At 60.7% G+C, this 18962-nt stretch carries 7 protein-coding genes and 6 rRNA genes; all 13 read right to left on the bottom strand.

Annotation, left to right across the window (positions count from 1 at the left end; all coding sequences use genetic code 11):
• Positions 1–11: 11 nt before the first annotated feature.
• The 13 genes from HD592_RS03345 to HD592_RS03285 all read right to left on the bottom strand — a co-directional run bounded on the left by HD592_RS03345 (position 12) and on the right by HD592_RS03285 (position 18886).
• Positions 12–1208, bottom strand: coding sequence for a metal ABC transporter substrate-binding protein (locus HD592_RS03345; RefSeq protein WP_184451871.1), 1197 nt, complete (start codon positions 1206–1208; stop codon positions 12–14).
• Between the two features lie 256 nt (positions 1209–1464).
• Positions 1465–2334: a 16S rRNA (cytidine(1402)-2'-O)-methyltransferase gene (rsmI, locus tag HD592_RS03340; RefSeq protein WP_184451869.1), complete on the bottom strand. Its 870-nt coding sequence runs from the start codon at positions 2332–2334 to the stop codon at positions 1465–1467.
• Positions 2335–2401: 67 nt separating this feature from the next.
• The gene (locus HD592_RS03335) at positions 2402–2956 is read right to left on the bottom strand and encodes an NADPH-dependent FMN reductase (RefSeq protein WP_184451867.1); all 555 of its coding nucleotides are present in this window, start codon (positions 2954–2956) and stop codon (positions 2402–2404) included.
• Positions 2957–3124: 168 nt separating this feature from the next.
• Complete coding sequence (locus tag HD592_RS03330; protein WP_184451865.1) at positions 3125–3307, bottom strand: antitoxin; 183 nt, start codon at positions 3305–3307, stop codon at positions 3125–3127.
• Positions 3308–3887: 580 nt separating this feature from the next.
• A 5S ribosomal RNA gene (gene rrf, locus HD592_RS03325) occupies positions 3888–4005 on the bottom strand.
• Between the two features lie 131 nt (positions 4006–4136).
• Positions 4137–7261, bottom strand: a 23S ribosomal RNA gene (locus HD592_RS03320).
• 309 nt (positions 7262–7570) lie between these two features.
• Positions 7571–9115, bottom strand: a 16S ribosomal RNA gene (locus HD592_RS03315).
• A 909-nt stretch (positions 9116–10024) separates the two neighbouring features.
• Positions 10025–10216, bottom strand: coding sequence for a hypothetical protein (locus HD592_RS03310; RefSeq protein ID WP_184451863.1), 192 nt, complete (start codon positions 10214–10216; stop codon positions 10025–10027).
• Positions 10217–10630: 414 nt separating this feature from the next.
• A 5S ribosomal RNA gene (gene rrf / locus HD592_RS03305) occupies positions 10631–10748 on the bottom strand.
• Positions 10749–10879: 131 nt separating this feature from the next.
• Positions 10880–14004 (bottom strand): 23S ribosomal RNA (locus tag HD592_RS03300).
• A 309-nt stretch (positions 14005–14313) separates the two neighbouring features.
• A 16S ribosomal RNA gene (locus tag HD592_RS03295) occupies positions 14314–15858 on the bottom strand.
• Together the 16S, 23S and 5S rRNA genes form the textbook arrangement of a ribosomal RNA operon.
• Before the next feature lie 895 nt (positions 15859–16753).
• Entirely contained in the window at positions 16754–16939 is a 186-nt protein-coding gene (locus tag HD592_RS03290; RefSeq protein WP_154475115.1) for a hypothetical protein, read from the bottom strand.
• Positions 16940–17185: 246 nt separating this feature from the next.
• Positions 17186–18886, bottom strand: a complete 1701-nt coding sequence (locus HD592_RS03285) for an FAD-dependent oxidoreductase (protein ID WP_184451861.1) — start codon at positions 18884–18886, stop codon at positions 17186–17188.
• Positions 18887–18962 lie beyond the last annotated feature (76 nt).

Genomic DNA, 18962 nt, shown 5'->3' with positions numbered 1-18962 from the left:
CTCGCCTCCTTTCAGCCGACGGAGACGGGGAGCGGGGCGAGCTGGCCGCCCCATGCGGTGACCAGGGTCGTGACGTTGTGAATGATGGATCCGACGTAGGTCGCGCCCTCGGATCCTTCGGGGCCGAGAGAATCGCCGTAGAGCGCGTCATCACCGATCACGGCGGTGACGCCCGCGGCCTTGGCGATGGCCTCGATGGACTTGGAGTTGTTGGAGTTCTCCGCGAAAAGGGCGGTCGCCCCGGATTCCTTGACCTTCTGGGCGGCTTCGGCGATGTGGGCGGCGGTCGCGTCCTGCTGTTCGCTGAAGTCCGAGAGCGCGGCGCCGATGAAGTCGAGGCCGTAGCTCGCCGAGAAGTACCCGAAGGCGTCGTGCGAGGTGAAGAGGACGCGGTGCTCGGGAGGGATGGAGGCGATCGATTGGGTCACCCACTGGTCGAGCTCTTCCAGGCGCTTGAGGTAGTCCTCGACCCTGTCCTTGAAGAGTCCGGCGTTGTCCGGGGATGCCTTGGCGAGGGCGTCCCCGATGTTCGCGACCTGGATCGCGGCGTTCTTGGGGCTGGTCCACACGTGGGGGTCGAATCGGAATTCCGCTTCGCTTTCGCCCTCCTCCGGCGGGAAGGGCCAGGGGGCCACCTCGACCTTGCGGGTCCCGCGGTCCACCGAGTAGCGCAGGTCCTTCTCCTTGGTGAGCTGGGCGTTCAGGTCGTCGACATCCGCGGCCGAGAGGACGCCGGTGGTGACGGCCATGCTTCCCGTGAAGCCGGAGGCCTCGACTGCGTCATCGAGGAAGTGCTCGAGGTCGATGCCGTTGACGAACATGATGTCCGCCTCGGCGAGCGCTTTCGTCTGAGCCGGGGTCATTTCATGCTCGTGCGCGCTCGCGTTGGGGGCGAGCAGGCAGGTGAGTCGAAGCGTCGTGGCCGCCTTCCCCTCTTCGGCTCCGGAGCGGCTCTGGGTTCCGTCAGCGGCGGTTTTGACGAGGGCGAGGCTCGCTTCCTCTGAGGAGTCGGTGGCGATCTGGGTGATGTAATCGCAGATCTGAGTGGTCGTCGCGACGACTGAGACGGTGGGGGCTTGCGAGTCCGCCGCCCCGCCGAGCGCCGGGGAGCCCGCAGCGCACGCCCCGAGAAGGGGAGTCAGGCCGAGGACGAGCGCGCCGATCACGGGGAGGCGCCGCGGTAGTGCGGGGGTTGCGGAGATCTGCATGGATGCACCCTTCTCTTGATTCAAATCCGACAATAGTTCGGCTAAGCGAAATCTTGACGAGAATGATTTTCACAGAGTTTTCGGCATACCGAAATCTTTTGAGACGAAACTCTCAGCCGAATCCGAATCGCTAACGGGGCGCAGCCCCTCCTGCAGCCCGGAAACGCAGACGCCTCAGGGCGGCGCGAAGGGCGCCTCCCCCGTCAACCCGCATTCACGCATTCCGCGAGGCGCCCCAGGCCCTACGTGCGCGTTCTCAGCCCTCCCGCGCCGCATCCCTGCGCCGCAGAGCCGCCTTGTAGAGGTCGTTCTTCCTCAAACCAGTCGCTTCGGCGACTTCCGCGGCGGCCTCCTTGAGGCGCATCCCCTCCTCGGCGAGCGCCAGCACCGCCATGACATGATCCTCGGCATTGCCTCCGCCCCGATATCCGGCGACGACGATCGTGATCTCACCGAGCACCTCGCCCGCCGTCACAGCGATGAGCGCATTGAGATCGCCGCGCAGCACCTCTTCGTGGGACTTCGTCAATTCACGGCAGACAACCGCTTCACGCGAGCCCCCGAAGGCCTCCGCCATCCTCACGAGGGTCTCATTGAGGCGCTTGGGGGACTCGAAGAAGATGAGGGTCCTCGGGTCGTCTGACAGGCTCCGCAAAGAACTGCGCGCCTCTCCTTCCTTCCGGGGCAGGAACCCCTCGAAGGCGAAACGATCCGAGGGGAGACCCGATACCGCCAGAGCAGTGACCGGCGCCGAGGGGCCCGGAAGGGCTGAGACGCGCACACCCCTTTCAACCGCCGCGCGCACGACACGGAATCCGGGATCCGAAACAGTCGGCATTCCCGCATCCGATACGAGGAGCACCCGCGCCCCGTCCTCCGCGAGGGAGACGACCCTGTTCGCGCGTTCGGCTTCATTGTGGTCGTGCAGACTCATCAGCTTGCCGTTGATGCGCACATCGAGCCGCGATGCCAGGGCCAGCAGCCGCCGCGTGTCCTCAGCGGCGATCACTTCGGCTTCGCCGAGAGCGCGGATGAAGCGCGCGGAGGCGTCGCCCGCATCACCGATCGGCGTTGCCGCCAGAAGGATCGAACCGGGCCGCTGAACTGGGGAGTCGTCGTTCACCACGCGTTCATCGTCTCACCACTGGGCCCTTTCGGAAAGCTCGAGGGCGCGGGCGAGGGTGCGGGCGCGTTCAGCGCAGAGGCGCCAGAACCGCGGAGCGCTCGACGATCGCCTTGATGAGGGCTTCGAGTTCGCCGTCCTGATGGGCGGCGGGAGCGAACCCCTCGCCGTTGAAGTCGCTGATCAATGAGACCGTCACCTGCTGCCGCACCGTGCCGGCGTCGAAGTTCGCGAGGATCTGACGCAGGTGCTCGACCGGGCGGACACCGCCGGTGTAGGAGTATCCAACGAAGCCGATGCCCTTATGCGCCAGCGTCGCGGGCACCAAGAAGTCCAAGGCGTTCTTCAAGGCCCCCGGAATCGAATGGTTGTACTCGGGGGTTACGATGATGAGGGCGTCGAACTCGCAGAGCCTGGCATTGAACGCCGCCCCCTTCGGATCCCGAGGCAGGGCGCTCGCCGGCGGAAGCGCTTCGGCGAAAAGGGGAAGATCGAAGGACGCGAGATCGATGAGCTCCGCCTCGACACCGTCGATCAGTCGCGCCTTCTCGACGACCCAACGCGCAATCGGCCCTCCCGCAGCATTGGGGCGAACGGAGCCGAGGAGGACAGCAAGACGAGTCATGAATGGAAGCACCTTTCTGTTTGAATACTCAAACAGGATAAAACCCGATGCGCAGGGGCGCACGCGCACGCATTCAAACGGGGCGCCTGCGAAGGAGCAGGAAGGGCCTCGGGCCTGTAACAGCAGCGGGGCCGCCCTGAAGGGCGGCCCCGCTGGAAGCTCAATCGATCATTCGCCGATCTTGTCGTCGACGGCGTCGCGCGCGGCGTCGATCTGCTCATCGAACTTGCCGCCCGTCACCTTCTTCGCTGCATCCTCAACCTTGTCGAGAACCGAATCGCTCTTCGCCTCATCGGAGATGACGTCCTTGACGGCATCGGTCACTTTGCCCTTGAGATCATCGAAATTCATCAGTGCGCCTTTCGTTCGTTCCATTCAGAGTAAGCATAGGCCAGAGGGCGCACTTTGTCGCTCGTCGCACGATCGGCAACGCGATCGTTGTGTTGTTGGTTGTGGTGGGGGTGGCCGATCAGGGGTGATTCGCTGCTTCTGGAATTCTTTGGGGGGGTTGAGCGCCTGAGAGGCGGGCTGGTGTTTGGGGTTGTCGGTATCTTTGAGGCTTGTTGCTTTCAGGGGAGGTGAGGTGCTGGTGTTGCCGGCGCTTGCAGCAGTCCCTCGCTCGTGTTGGCTCGCGCTCGTGTGCGTGTGTTCGCGCTCGCCCGTGTGCGTGTGTTCGCGCTCGCCCGTGTGCGTGTTTCGTGGTCCACGTTCGCCGCGCATGTGCGTGTTTCTATGCGTTCGCCCGCTTGTGTTCGCCCGTATGCGTGTTGGCGTGCCGTCGCGCTCGTGTGCGTGTGCGTGTTGGCGTGCCGTCGCGCTCGTGTTCGTGTGCGTGTGTGTTCGCTCGTGTTCGCGTGTGTGTGAAATGGGGAGGGGGGGAGGCGTGCACCGGGTGTTGGTGCTCGCCTCCCCCCACTCTTGTTGGGTGTGGTTGCGGCGGTGTCCTACTCTCCCACACCCTCCCAGGTGCAGTACCATCGGCGCTGTGGGGCTTAGCTTCCAGGTTCGGAATGGGTTCTGGGCGTTTCCCCCACGCTATGACCACCGCAAAGTCTTCAAAACCTCTCCCCTACCCCCCGGTCTTGTTGGGGGGTTGTGGGTTGAGTGTGATTCGTATAGTGGTTGCAAGCAGTGTCTTTCTTGCCCCGCCCCCCCTTTTGTTTTGGTTAGGGGGTTGGGTTGTGTTTAGTGTCGGCCCATTAGTACCAGTCGGCTCACGAGCACATTACTGTGCTTCCACCTCTGGCCTATCAACCCAGTCGTCTACTGGGGGCCTTCACACCCCCAATGGGGGTGACGGAAACCTCATCTTGGAGCAGGCTTCCCGCTTAGATGCTTTCAGCGGTTATCCCTTCCGAACGTAGCCAACCAGCCATGCACCTGGCGGTACAACTGGCACACCAGAGGTTCGTCCATCCCGGTCCTCTCGTACTAGGGACGGCCCTCCACAAGTTTCCTACGCGCACAGAGGATAGGGACCGAACTGTCTCACGACGTTCTGAACCCAGCTCGCGTACCGCTTTAATGGGCGAACAGCCCAACCCTTGGGACCAACTCCAGCCCCAGGATGCGACGAGCCGACATCGAGGTGCCAAACCATGCCGTCGATATGGACTCTTGGGCAAGATCAGCCTGTTATCCCCGGGGTACCTTTTATCCGTTGAGCGACCACGCACCCACGTGCCATGGCCGGATCACTAGTTCCTGCTTTCGCACCTGCTCGACCCGTCGGTCTCACAGTCAAGCTCCCTTGTACACTTGCACTCGCCACCTGATTACCAACCAGGCTGAGGGAACCTTTGAGCGCCTCCGTTACATTTTAGGAGGCAACCGCCCCAGTTAAACTACCCACCAGGCACTGTCCCCAACCCGGATCACGGGCCAAGGTTAGATGACCGCTTAAACCAGAATGGTATTTCAACGACGACTCCACAACCGCTGGCGCGGCCGCTTCACAGTCTCCCACCTATCCTACACAAGCCTAAGCGAACACCAATACCAAGCTATAGTAAAGGTCCCGGGGTCTTTCCGTCCTTCTGCGCGAAACGAGCATCTTTACTCGTACTGCAATTTCACCGAGTTCACGGTCGAGACAGCGGAGAAGTCGTTACGCCATTCGTGCAGGTCGGAACTTACCCGACAAGGAATTTCGCTACCTTAGGATGGTTATAGTTACCACCGCCGTTTACTGGGGCTTAAATTCAAACCTTCACCACCGAAGTGGTTGAGTCTTCCTCTTAACCTTCCAGCACCGGGCAGGCGTCAGTGCGTATACATCGTCTTACGACTTCGCACGCACCTGTGTTTTTGATAAACAGTCGCTTCTCCCTCTTCTCTGCGACCCCACACCGCCACCACCACGCAAGACAGTGGGACAGCACAAGGTCCTCCTTATCCCGAAGTTACGGAGGAATTTTGCCGAGTTCCTTAACCATGATTCACTCGAACGCCTCGGTATACTCTACCTGACCACCTGAGTCGGTTTAGGGTACGGGCGCGTTGCACCCTCACGTCGAGGCTTTTCTTGACAGCCTAGGATCACCACCAGACACCCCACAAGGGGCACCCCCATCAGTCCTCACCCACAACGCCCTCCGGATTTACCTGGAAGACGGGCCACAACCTTAGACACACACAACCATCGGTGCGCGGCAGCTACCTTCCTGCGTCACCCCTGTTAACACGCTTACCTACACACCACCAGGATCCCACGACACCACCCGAACACGCACCCGAAGGCACGCACCCAGACAGCATGATGGTTAGCACAATGGCTTCAGCATTGGGCGGTTACAACGCGGTACCAGAATATCAACTGGTTGTCCATCGACTACGCCTGTCGGCCTCGCCTTAGGACCCGACTAACCCAGGGCGGATAAACCTAGCCCTGGAACCCTTAGTCAATCGGCGGGGAGGATTCCCACCTCCCATTCGTTACTCATGCCTGCATTCTCACTCCCACACGCTCCACCCACCATCACCAGCAGGCTTCACCGCACGCAGGACGCTCCCCTACCCACCCACACACCCGCAAGAAGCTAAACTCCTCAAGGCTATAACGTGTGAGTGCCACAGCTTCGGCGGTACGCTTAAGCCCCGCTACATTGTCGGCGCGAAACCACTTGACCAGTGAGCTATTACGCACTCTTTCAAGGATGGCTGCTTCTAAGCCAACCTCCTGGTTGTCACCGCGATCTCACATCCTTTCCCACTTAGCGCACACTTAGGGGCCTTAGCTGATGATCTGGGCTGTTTCCCTCTCGACGACGAAGCTTATCCCCCGCCGTCTCACTGCCATGCTCAACCTAACGGCATTCGGAGTTTGGCTGACGTCAGTAACCCAAAGGGCCCATCAGCCATCCAGTAGCTCTACCTCCGCCAGGCAACACACAACGCTGCACCTAAATGCATTTCGGGGAGAACCAGCTATCACGGAGTTTGATTGGCCTTTCACCCCTACCCACAGTTCATCCCCCAGGTTTTCAACCCTGGTGGGTTCGGTCCTCCACAAAGTCTTACCCCTGCTTCAACCTGACCATGGGTAGATCACCCCGCTTCGGGTCCAGAACACGCGACACACGCCATAATTTCAGACTCGCTTTCGCTACGCATACCCCACACGGGTTAAGCACGCCACGTATCACTGACTCGCAGGCTCATTCTTCAAAAGGCACGCCATCACCCCACAAGGCTCTGACGGCTTACAGGCACACGGTTTCAGGTACTATTTCACTCCCCTCCCGGGGTACTTTTCACCATTCCCTCACGGTACTATCCACTATCGGTCATCAAGGAGTATTCAGGCTTACCAGGTGGTCCTGGCAGATTCACACGAGATTCCACGAGCCCCGCACTACTCGGGCACCCACCCCACCAGCATATGTCACAGTCCGCCTACACGACTCTCACGCACTACGGTCCACCATCCCAAATGGTTCGACTCCCACAACACACACCAGCCCACCCCCGGCAGAGAATGGACGAATGAGCCCCACAACACCGCACACGCAACCCCCGCCGAGTATCACACGCACACGGTTTAGCCATCCTCCGCTTTCGCTCGCCACTACTCACGGAATATCTCTTCCTACGGGTACTGAGATGTTTCACTTCCCCGCGTTCCCCCCACCACCCTATACACGTTCAGATGATGGTAACCAGGCACAACCCCAGCTAGGTTCCCCCATTCGGACACCCTCGGATCACAGTTCGCTCGCCAACTCCCCGAGGCATATCGCAGGCCGCAACGTCCTTCATCAGCTCTTGATGCCAAGGCATCCACCGAATGCCCCACACAACTAAACAAAACCACAGAACAAAAAAGATGCTCACAACCACTATACAAATCACAAACAACCCACCACACCAACCACCACACACAACCACACGCGCGCAGGCAGCCAGCAAGCCACACAACCCCACAACACAGCAGGGCCACCGGCCAACAGGTATTGACCGTGAACCCGACAGCGTGTCCATCATCTACACCCAACCCCACAACGCACCCACACCCACCACACACAACGCATGATGACCAAGCATGAGCACAAGAAACCACCACACCACACCACCCACAAGCAGCACAGCACAGCAATCCCCAACAGGGCTCCCTAGAAAGGAGGTGATCCAGCCGCACCTTCCGGTACGGCTACCTTGTTACGACTTCGTCCCAATCGCCAATCCCACCTTCGACCACTCCCCCCGGAAAACCGGTTAGGCCATGAGCTTCGGGTGTTACCAACTTTCGTGACGTGACGGGCGGTGTGTACAAGGCCCGAGAACGTATTCACCGCAGCGTTGCTGATCTGCGATTACTAGCGACTCCACCTTCACGAAGTCGAGTTGCAGACTTCGATCCGAACTGAGACCAGCTTTAAGGGATTCGCTCCGCCTCACAGCATCGCAACCCTCTGTACCAGCCATTGTAGCATGCGTGAAGCCCAAGACATAAGGGGCATGATGATTTGACGTCATCCCCACCTTCCTCCGAGTTAACCCCGGCAGTCCCCCACGAGTCCCCACCACAACGTGCTGGCAACATAGGGCAAGGGTTGCGCTCGTTGCGGGACTTAACCCAACATCTCACGACACGAGCTGACGACAACCATGCACCACCTGCACACCCCCAACCAAATGCACCCCCATCTCTGGAGGCTCTGGGTGCATGTCAAGCCTTGGTAAGGTTCTTCGCGTTGCATCGAATTAATCCGCATGCTCCGCCGCTTGTGCGGGCCCCCGTCAATTCCTTTGAGTTTTAGCCTTGCGGCCGTACTCCCCAGGCGGGGCACTTAAAGCGTTAGCTACGGCGCAGAAACCACGGGTGGCCCCCACACCTAGTGCCCAACGTTTACAGCATGGACTACCAGGGTATCTAATCCTGTTCGCTCCCCACGCTTTCGCTCCTCAGCGTCAGTAACGGCCCAGAGACCCGCCTTCGCCACCGGTGTTCCTCCTGATATCTGCGCATTCCACCGCTACACCAGGAATTCCAGTCTCCCCTACCGCACTCAAGCCAGCCCGTACCCACCGCACGCCCCCAGTTAAGCCAGAGGATTTCACGGCAGACGCAACCAACCGCCTACAAGCCCTTTACGCCCAATAATTCCGGACAACGCTCGCGCCCTACGTATTACCGCGGCTGCTGGCACGTAGTTAGCCGGCGCTTCTTTACCCACTACCCTCACCACAACCCAAAGCTGCGGCTTGACCATGAGCGAAAGAGGTTCACAACCCGAAGGCCTCCATCCCTCACGCGGCGTCGCTGCATCAGACTTCCGTCCATTGTGCAAAATTCCCCACTGCTGCCTCCCGTAGGAGTCTGGGCCGTATCTCAGTCCCAATGTGACCGGTCACCCTCTCAGGCCGGTTACCCGTCAAAGCCTTGGTAAGCCATCACCCCACCAACAAGCTGATAGGCCGCGAGCCCATCCCCCACCAGAAAAAACCTTTCCACACACCACCATGCGACAATGTGTGAATATCCAGTATTAGCAGCCGTTTCCGACCGTTATCCCAAAGAAGAGGGCAGGTTACTCACGTGTTACTCACCCGTTCGCCACTCACCAACCCCAAGGAAAACCCCAAGGCCGTGCGTTCGACTTGCATGTGTTAAGCACGCCGCCAGCGTTCGTCCTGAGCCAGGATCAAACTCTCCGAACAAAACAAAGTCCAGAAAAACCCACCACACAACCACCACCACAACAAACAACAACAACAGCAGCAGCAGCCACACGGCAAGCAATCCCAACCAAAAAACAACTCAAAAACAAAAAACAGGCATAAACAACAAACACACTATCGAGTTCACAAACAACACCCACACACCCCCAAGGCAACCCCAAGCACACACCCAGAACCACCCAAAGGAAGAGGCCACCACCACAACCACAAAGCCGCAGCGACAAGAGAAAACACTACCCACCCCCACACAAACCGTCAAACCCACACACCGTGACCCCACACACATAAGGACCCGCGTCCCCTCGAGAAGCCCATCGGACGCGGATCTCGCCCACGCGGATCCCTCGGCGCGGCAGGGCGCGTGCGCATCCCGGAGCCGCAGCCCACCCAGAACCCCGGTTCCGATGAAGGCAGCGGGCTGAGGAGAGGCCTTGCCGCGATCGCTCCGGGCGGCCGTCTCGACCTCGACCCGCTAATGCATGAGCGCGCGACCCCGACGGGACGAAGACCCCTCGAGCCGCGAGCCTTCGGGGCGATCACCGCGAGCTCCCGCGCTCCGCAGCGGATGGAGCCATATGAACGCACGGGCTCCGGTGAGGGCGAAGGCCGTTCCCCGAGGCGCCGAGACGGATCCGGGAACTACGAGCGCACGTTCCAAGCGCCCTGGGAACGCCGGGTCGGGATCAGGAGCGATCAGTCGCCCCAGGGGATCAAGGACCTCAAGGCTGAGGATCGCGATCTTCGCCGGCGAAGGAGCGCCCCTGCGCGCAACGCCCGTGTCATCCGGGCACGGGCGGGCCGCCATTCGAAGACGCCGCAGAGTTCGTCAGCGGGCCTCCGACAGGCCTCGGACGTAGCGGTCCATGACCTATTGGAATCCGCCGGCACTCAGACCACCTCGCCTGTTCTCCGGACGCCCAGATCTGCGGCGGCACGGCCGAGAAGGGGCCCGGCGAGTGCTGGAGACCCGCCTGAAAAAGGGTCCGGATGGGAGCCGCGGAGCTTCGAGACGACGAGACCCGAAAGATGCGCGGCATGACGAATCGCCTCGGAGCCGCCGTAGAGCAGCGGACCAGTCATCTCGTCCGGTTCGCAGCGGGACGACTGTTGAAAGCCGCGAGCAGGTGGCCGCCATCGTGCCGGGTCGCCGAGGGCGTGCGCCGAATTGATCGAGCCCGCACCCTTCGGCGGACGCGGCCCGGGCGCGCGCCGTCGCGCGTGTGTTCGCGCTTCTGTGCGCTTGCGCCCGTGTGCGTGTTTCGTGGTCCACGTTCGCCGCGCATGTGCGTGTTTCTATGCGTTCGCCCGCTTGTGTTCGCCCGTATGCGTGTTGGCGTGCCGTCGCGCTCGTGTGCGTGTGCGTGTTGGCGTGCCGTCGCGCTCGTGTTCGTGTGCGTGTGTGTTCGCTCGTGTTCGCGTGTGTGTGAAATGGGGAGGGGGGGAGGCGTGCACCGGGTGTTGGTGCTCGCCTCCCCCCACTCTTGTTGGGTGTGGTTGCGGCGGTGTCCTACTCTCCCACACCCTCCCAGGTGCAGTACCATCGGCGCTGTGGGGCTTAGCTTCCAGGTTCGGAATGGGTTCTGGGCGTTTCCCCCACGCTATGACCACCGCAAAGTCTTCAAAACCTCTCCCCTACCCCCCGGTCTTGTTGGGGGGTTGTGGGTTGAGTGTGATTCGTATAGTGGTTGCAAGCAGTGTCTTTCTTGCCCCGCCCCCCCTTTTGTTTTGGTTAGGGGGTTGGGTTGTGTTTAGTGTCGGCCCATTAGTACCAGTCGGCTCACGAGCACATTACTGTGCTTCCACCTCTGGCCTATCAACCCAGTCGTCTACTGGGGGCCTTCACACCCCCAATGGGGGTGACGGAAACCTCATCTTGGAGCAGGCTTCCCGCTTAGATGCTTTCAGCGGTTATCCCTTCCGAACGTAGCCAACCAGCCATGCACCTGGCGGTACAACTGGCACACCAGAGGTTCGTCCATCCCGGTCCTCTCGTACTAGGGACGGCCCTCCACAAGTTTCCTACGCGCACAGAGGATAGGGACCGAACTGTCTCACGACGTTCTGAACCCAGCTCGCGTACCGCTTTAATGGGCGAACAGCCCAACCCTTGGGACCAACTCCAGCCCCAGGATGCGACGAGCCGACATCGAGGTGCCAAACCATGCCGTCGATATGGACTCTTGGGCAAGATCAGCCTGTTATCCCCGGGGTACCTTTTATCCGTTGAGCGACCACGCACCCACGTGCCATGGCCGGATCACTAGTTCCTGCTTTCGCACCTGCTCGACCCGTCGGTCTCACAGTCAAGCTCCCTTGTACACTTGCACTCGCCACCTGATTACCAACCAGGCTGAGGGAACCTTTGAGCGCCTCCGTTACATTTTAGGAGGCAACCGCCCCAGTTAAACTACCCACCAGGCACTGTCCCCAACCCGGATCACGGGCCAAGGTTAGATGACCGCTTAAACCAGAATGGTATTTCAACGACGACTCCACAACCGCTGGCGCGGCCGCTTCACAGTCTCCCACCTATCCTACACAAGCCTAAGCGAACACCAATACCAAGCTATAGTAAAGGTCCCGGGGTCTTTCCGTCCTTCTGCGCGAAACGAGCATCTTTACTCGTACTGCAATTTCACCGAGTTCACGGTCGAGACAGCGGAGAAGTCGTTACGCCATTCGTGCAGGTCGGAACTTACCCGACAAGGAATTTCGCTACCTTAGGATGGTTATAGTTACCACCGCCGTTTACTGGGGCTTAAATTCAAACCTTCACCACCGAAGTGGTTGAGTCTTCCTCTTAACCTTCCAGCACCGGGCAGGCGTCAGTGCGTATACATCGTCTTACGACTTCGCACGCACCTGTGTTTTTGATAAACAGTCGCTTCTCCCTCTTCTCTGCGACCCCACACCGCCACCACCACGCAAGACAGTGGGACAGCACAAGGTCCTCCTTATCCCGAAGTTACGGAGGAATTTTGCCGAGTTCCTTAACCATGATTCACTCGAACGCCTCGGTATACTCTACCTGACCACCTGAGTCGGTTTAGGGTACGGGCGCGTTGCACCCTCACGTCGAGGCTTTTCTTGACAGCCTAGGATCACCACCAGACACCCCACAAGGGGCACCCCCATCAGTCCTCACCCACAACGCCCTCCGGATTTACCTGGAAGACGGGCCACAACCTTAGACACACACAACCATCGGTGCGCGGCAGCTACCTTCCTGCGTCACCCCTGTTAACACGCTTACCTACACACCACCAGGATCCCACGACACCACCCGAACACGCACCCGAAGGCACGCACCCAGACAGCATGATGGTTAGCACAATGGCTTCAGCATTGGGCGGTTACAACGCGGTACCAGAATATCAACTGGTTGTCCATCGACTACGCCTGTCGGCCTCGCCTTAGGACCCGACTAACCCAGGGCGGATAAACCTAGCCCTGGAACCCTTAGTCAATCGGCGGGGAGGATTCCCACCTCCCATTCGTTACTCATGCCTGCATTCTCACTCCCACACGCTCCACCCACCATCACCAGCAGGCTTCACCGCACGCAGGACGCTCCCCTACCCACCCACACACCCGCAAGAAGCTAAACTCCTCAAGGCTATAACGTGTGAGTGCCACAGCTTCGGCGGTACGCTTAAGCCCCGCTACATTGTCGGCGCGAAACCACTTGACCAGTGAGCTATTACGCACTCTTTCAAGGATGGCTGCTTCTAAGCCAACCTCCTGGTTGTCACCGCGATCTCACATCCTTTCCCACTTAGCGCACACTTAGGGGCCTTAGCTGATGATCTGGGCTGTTTCCCTCTCGACGACGAAGCTTATCCCCCGCCGTCTCACTGCCATGCTCAACCTAACGGCATTCGGAGTTTGGCTGACGTCAGTAACCCAAAGGGCCCATCAGCCATCCAGTAGCTCTACCTCCGCCAGGCAACACACAACGCTGCACCTAAATGCATTTCGGGGAGAACCAGCTATCACGGAGTTTGATTGGCCTTTCACCCCTACCCACAGTTCATCCCCCAGGTTTTCAACCCTGGTGGGTTCGGTCCTCCACAAAGTCTTACCCCTGCTTCAACCTGACCATGGGTAGATCACCCCGCTTCGGGTCCAGAACACGCGACACACGCCATAATTTCAGACTCGCTTTCGCTACGCATACCCCACACGGGTTAAGCACGCCACGTATCACTGACTCGCAGGCTCATTCTTCAAAAGGCACGCCATCACCCCACAAGGCTCTGACGGCTTACAGGCACACGGTTTCAGGTACTATTTCACTCCCCTCCCGGGGTACTTTTCACCATTCCCTCACGGTACTATCCACTATCGGTCATCAAGGAGTATTCAGGCTTACCAGGTGGTCCTGGCAGATTCACACGAGATTCCACGAGCCCCGCACTACTCGGGCACCCACCCCACCAGCATATGTCACAGTCCGCCTACACGACTCTCACGCACTACGGTCCACCATCCCAAATGGTTCGACTCCCACAACACACACCAGCCCACCCCCGGCAGAGAATGGACGAATGAGCCCCACAACACCGCACACGCAACCCCCGCCGAGTATCACACGCACACGGTTTAGCCATCCTCCGCTTTCGCTCGCCACTACTCACGGAATATCTCTTCCTACGGGTACTGAGATGTTTCACTTCCCCGCGTTCCCCCCACCACCCTATACACGTTCAGATGATGGTAACCAGGCACAACCCCAGCTAGGTTCCCCCATTCGGACACCCTCGGATCACAGTTCGCTCGCCAACTCCCCGAGGCATATCGCAGGCCGCAACGTCCTTCATCAGCTCTTGATGCCAAGGCATCCACCGAATGCCCCACACAACTAAACAAAACCACAGAACAAAAAAGATGCTCACAACCACTATACAAATCACAAACAACCCACCACACCAACCACCACACACAACCACACGCGCGCAGGCAGCCAGCAAGCCACACAACCCCACAACACAGCAGGGCCACCGGCCAACAGGTATTGACCGTGAACCCGACAGCGTGTCCATCATCTACACCCAACCCCACAACGCACCCACACCCACCACACACAACGCATGATGACCAAGCATGAGCACAAGAAACCACCACACCACACCACCCACAAGCAGCACAGCACAGCAATCCCCAACAGGGCTCCCTAGAAAGGAGGTGATCCAGCCGCACCTTCCGGTACGGCTACCTTGTTACGACTTCGTCCCAATCGCCAATCCCACCTTCGACCACTCCCCCCGGAAAACCGGTTAGGCCATGAGCTTCGGGTGTTACCAACTTTCGTGACGTGACGGGCGGTGTGTACAAGGCCCGAGAACGTATTCACCGCAGCGTTGCTGATCTGCGATTACTAGCGACTCCACCTTCACGAAGTCGAGTTGCAGACTTCGATCCGAACTGAGACCAGCTTTAAGGGATTCGCTCCGCCTCACAGCATCGCAACCCTCTGTACCAGCCATTGTAGCATGCGTGAAGCCCAAGACATAAGGGGCATGATGATTTGACGTCATCCCCACCTTCCTCCGAGTTAACCCCGGCAGTCCCCCACGAGTCCCCACCACAACGTGCTGGCAACATAGGGCAAGGGTTGCGCTCGTTGCGGGACTTAACCCAACATCTCACGACACGAGCTGACGACAACCATGCACCACCTGCACACCCCCAACCAAATGCACCCCCATCTCTGGAGGCTCTGGGTGCATGTCAAGCCTTGGTAAGGTTCTTCGCGTTGCATCGAATTAATCCGCATGCTCCGCCGCTTGTGCGGGCCCCCGTCAATTCCTTTGAGTTTTAGCCTTGCGGCCGTACTCCCCAGGCGGGGCACTTAAAGCGTTAGCTACGGCGCAGAAACCACGGGTGGCCCCCACACCTAGTGCCCAACGTTTACAGCATGGACTACCAGGGTATCTAATCCTGTTCGCTCCCCACGCTTTCGCTCCTCAGCGTCAGTAACGGCCCAGAGACCCGCCTTCGCCACCGGTGTTCCTCCTGATATCTGCGCATTCCACCGCTACACCAGGAATTCCAGTCTCCCCTACCGCACTCAAGCCAGCCCGTACCCACCGCACGCCCCCAGTTAAGCCAGAGGATTTCACGGCAGACGCAACCAACCGCCTACAAGCCCTTTACGCCCAATAATTCCGGACAACGCTCGCGCCCTACGTATTACCGCGGCTGCTGGCACGTAGTTAGCCGGCGCTTCTTTACCCACTACCCTCACCACAACCCAAAGCTGCGGCTTGACCATGAGCGAAAGAGGTTCACAACCCGAAGGCCTCCATCCCTCACGCGGCGTCGCTGCATCAGACTTCCGTCCATTGTGCAAAATTCCCCACTGCTGCCTCCCGTAGGAGTCTGGGCCGTATCTCAGTCCCAATGTGACCGGTCACCCTCTCAGGCCGGTTACCCGTCAAAGCCTTGGTAAGCCATCACCCCACCAACAAGCTGATAGGCCGCGAGCCCATCCCCCACCAGAAAAAACCTTTCCACACACCACCATGCGACAATGTGTGAATATCCAGTATTAGCAGCCGTTTCCGACCGTTATCCCAAAGAAGAGGGCAGGTTACTCACGTGTTACTCACCCGTTCGCCACTCACCAACCCCAAGGAAAACCCCAAGGCCGTGCGTTCGACTTGCATGTGTTAAGCACGCCGCCAGCGTTCGTCCTGAGCCAGGATCAAACTCTCCGAACAAAACAAAGTCCAGAAAAACCCACCACACAACCACCACCACAACAAACAACAACAACAGCAGCAGCAGCCACACGGCAAGCAATCCCAACCAAAAAACAACTCAAAAACAAAAAACAGGCATAAACAACAAACACACTATCGAGTTCACAAACAACACCCACACACCCCCAAGGCAACCCCAAGCACACACCCAGAACCACCCAAAGGAAGAGGCCACCACCACAACCACAAAGCCGCAGCGACAAGAGAAAACACTACCCACCCCCACACAAACCGTCAAATCGCCCCCGCCTCCCCTCCCGAGCGCGCGACGACGAGGTTTTCCTTGGAATTACGCGGAACACCGACGCAGCTCAGGCCTTATTCGAGGCGCTTGTGATCTATTCGTGTTTCGCAGTGCACAGAATCAGCCGCTCCCGGTGGAGCGGTGCACGGCTTTGAGGGACGACGCCCGCCTTCAGGCAGTGGCGCAGCACCCGAGGGGATGGGGCCTGCTGCGATGAAGAATGCGCACGACGGAGACGAGCGCGTCCCTGAGCGCCGTGGTGACCGTGCGGGCATCTCGCTGCGATGAAGAAGCGCGCGACGGGGACGAGCACACTGGGGGTCAGCGCCGGCCCCTCGGCTTGCCTGAACGCGCAGCCAGACGGGGACGAGCGCACTGGGGGTCATCACTCACGGCAGCTGGGGCATCACTCACGGCATGGCGCCGGGCCTTCAGAATGCGGGCCCCATCACCCCGAAGCGCAAGGAGCCTAGCCGAACCGCAAGGAGCGCCAACCGAAGCCCGAGGAGCGTCAACCGAAGCCCGAGGAGCGTCAACCGAAGCCCGAGGAGCGTCAACCGAAGCGGGGGGGGCGCGGCGTTCACACGCCGCGCCCCCCGCGAGAGCCCCCTACTTCCTCCCTCCGGTCAGCCAGGAGAAGAATCCGGACCCCGCTGATGCAGCGCTCTTCTCCTCCTCCGTGTGCCCCGGACACCATTGCCCGGCGGGCACGCCGGCCTTGACCGAGTCGATGTGCTGGCCGCATCCGGCCCAGGTGGTCTTTCCGCAGACCTTGCAGCTCACTGGTCGGCACATTGCATTTCCTCCTTGTTCTTCCGGTCCGCCCCTGCGGATCGGAATCGATGACCTTCGATTTACGGGTTTCACATGCGAAGCGATCGGACCGCGCCTCATCCGCGCTCGTCCGAGGCCGATTCCCGTTCAGAGCCCTTGTCCGCTCAAGGCCTGAACCCCGGGCGGAACGGAGCGTCCGAGAACGCGGAAGGGAGCGGACGGGAGAGGTGAGGGGACGGTACGGGAAGACGGGGGCGGCGGGAGCCGTCAGTACTCGAGCGTTCCGGGGTGGCGCTTCGCCCAGGCTTTGAGCGTGTTCATCCCGCCCGAGAGCGAGGTCGAGACGAACCCGGCCTCGGCGAGCACCCGGTGCGCGAGGTAGGAGCGCACTCCGGCGGCGCAGTGGACCAGGACGGGCCTTCCGCCTGCGGCTTCTCGCACTTCGTCCAGGCGGTCGCGCAGTTCGGTGTGGGCGATTCCGAGGGCCCCCGGAACCCGAGGTCCGCGCTCGATCTCATCGGGTCGGCGGACGTCGAGGACGAGATGAGTCCGCCGCATCTCCTCGAGCTGCCACGGGTAGCAGAGCTCGAGCAGACCGGAGTTCAGATTCTCCGCGACCATGCCGACCATGTTGACGGGATCCTTCGGCGCTCCGAAGGGAGGCGAATAGGCGAGGTCGATGTCGACGAGGTCCTCCGCCTTGAGGCCGGCTCGGATCGCGGTGGCGAGGACGTCGATCCGACGGTCGACGCCGTCCCTGCCCACACCCTGCGCGCCGAGGATCGCCCCGTCTTCACCGACGTGGACGATGAGTGCCATCATCTGCGCACCCGGGAAGTAGGCGACGTGCTGATTGTGGTGGGCGTGGATCGTCCGGAAGGGCACCCCCGCTTGCGAGAGTTCACGGGAATTCGCCCCCGTCATGGCGACTTGGAGGCGTCCGACCCGGACGATCGCGGTGCCGAGAGGCGCGGCGATCGCCTTGGTCCCCGCATCACGGGGAGACGCTGCGCCCTCGGCGCCGATGACCGAGACGATGTCGTCGGCGATCCGCCTGCCCGCACGGCTGGCGGGCCCTGCGAGAGGGATCGGACGCAGGGCCCCGGTCGTCGCGCTGCGGGAGAGGACCGCATCGCCGGCGGCCCAGATCCTCGGATCGCAGGTGCGCCCGTGCTCGTCGACGACGATCGCCCCTCGCTGGAGTTCGAGTCCGGCCGCTTCAGCCAGTTCGGAGCGGGGGCGGGTGCCGACTGCGACGAGGACGAGATCGGCTTCGAGGGGCTCGAGTCCCTCGATGAGGACGCGCGCGCCCTGCCCGACTTCTTCGATTCCGGTGACTCGGGCGGATTCGATCACTCTGAGCCCGAGCCCTTCGAGTTCGTCGAGGACGAGGGCGGAGAGCTCTTCTTCGACGGGGGGAAGGACGTGGTCCGTCCCCTCGACGAGGGCGACCTCCATTCCGGCGAGCGCGAGGGCTTCAGCCGCTTCGAGTCCGATGAAGCCCGCGCCGATGACGACGGCCCGCCCGCCGTTCTTCGCGATTCCCGCCACTTCGACGGCATCGGGGATCGACCGCAGCGTCCGCACCTGAGGAAGGCCGATTCCGGGAATGGGCAGCTCGACGCCCCGCGCGCCGGGCGCGAGGAGGAGGGCGTCGTATGAGAGCTCCTCCTCCCCCGCCGAGGATCGGACTCGCACGGTCCTGCGCTCCCGGTCGATGGACAGCGCCTCATGGCCGACCCGGATATCGAGGTTGAGGGAAGCCCCGATCGAGGCGGGGGTCTGGACCCGGAGCGAGCGCTCTTGCTCGATCTCCCCGGAGACGAAGTAGGGGAGGCCGCAGGAGGCGATGGAGATGTCGTCGCCCTTCTCCAGGACGATGATGCGCGCCTTCTCATCGAGGCGGCGCAGCCTGGCGGCGCAACTCATCCCCGCTGCGACGCCGCCGATGACGACGATGGTGTTCATGAGTCCTTCGACTCCTTCAAGTCGGTGACAATCTTGAGAAGACCATACCCCCGGGGGTATTCTTCCAGCAAGGGCT

Source organism: Schaalia hyovaginalis, from assembly GCF_014208035.1.
GTDB classification, from domain to species: Bacteria; Actinomycetota; Actinomycetes; order Actinomycetales; family Actinomycetaceae; genus Pauljensenia; species Pauljensenia hyovaginalis.
Note: the sequence above shows the minus strand (reverse complement) of the source record. Positions and strands in the feature narration are given on the sequence as shown.

What these genes read in the sequence shown, in the direction of transcription:
- HD592_RS03345 (WP_184451871.1), bottom strand. Translation starts at nt 1,208, where the DNA reads ATGCAGATCTCCGCAACCCCCGCACTACCGCGGCGCCTCCCCGTGATC.
- HD592_RS03330 (WP_184451865.1), bottom strand. Translation starts at nt 3,307, where the DNA reads ATGAATTTCGATGATCTCAAGGGCAAAGTGACCGATGCCGTCAAGGAC.
- HD592_RS03335 (WP_184451867.1), bottom strand. Translation starts at nt 2,956, where the DNA reads ATGACTCGTCTTGCTGTCCTCCTCGGCTCCGTTCGCCCCAATGCTGCG.
- HD592_RS03290 (WP_154475115.1), bottom strand. Translation starts at nt 16,939, where the DNA reads ATGTGCCGACCAGTGAGCTGCAAGGTCTGCGGAAAGACCACCTGGGCC.
- HD592_RS03310 (WP_184451863.1), bottom strand. Translation starts at nt 10,216, where the DNA reads ATGACTGGTCCGCTGCTCTACGGCGGCTCCGAGGCGATTCGTCATGCC.
- HD592_RS03285 (WP_184451861.1), bottom strand. Translation starts at nt 18,886, where the DNA reads ATGAACACCATCGTCGTCATCGGCGGCGTCGCAGCGGGGATGAGTTGC.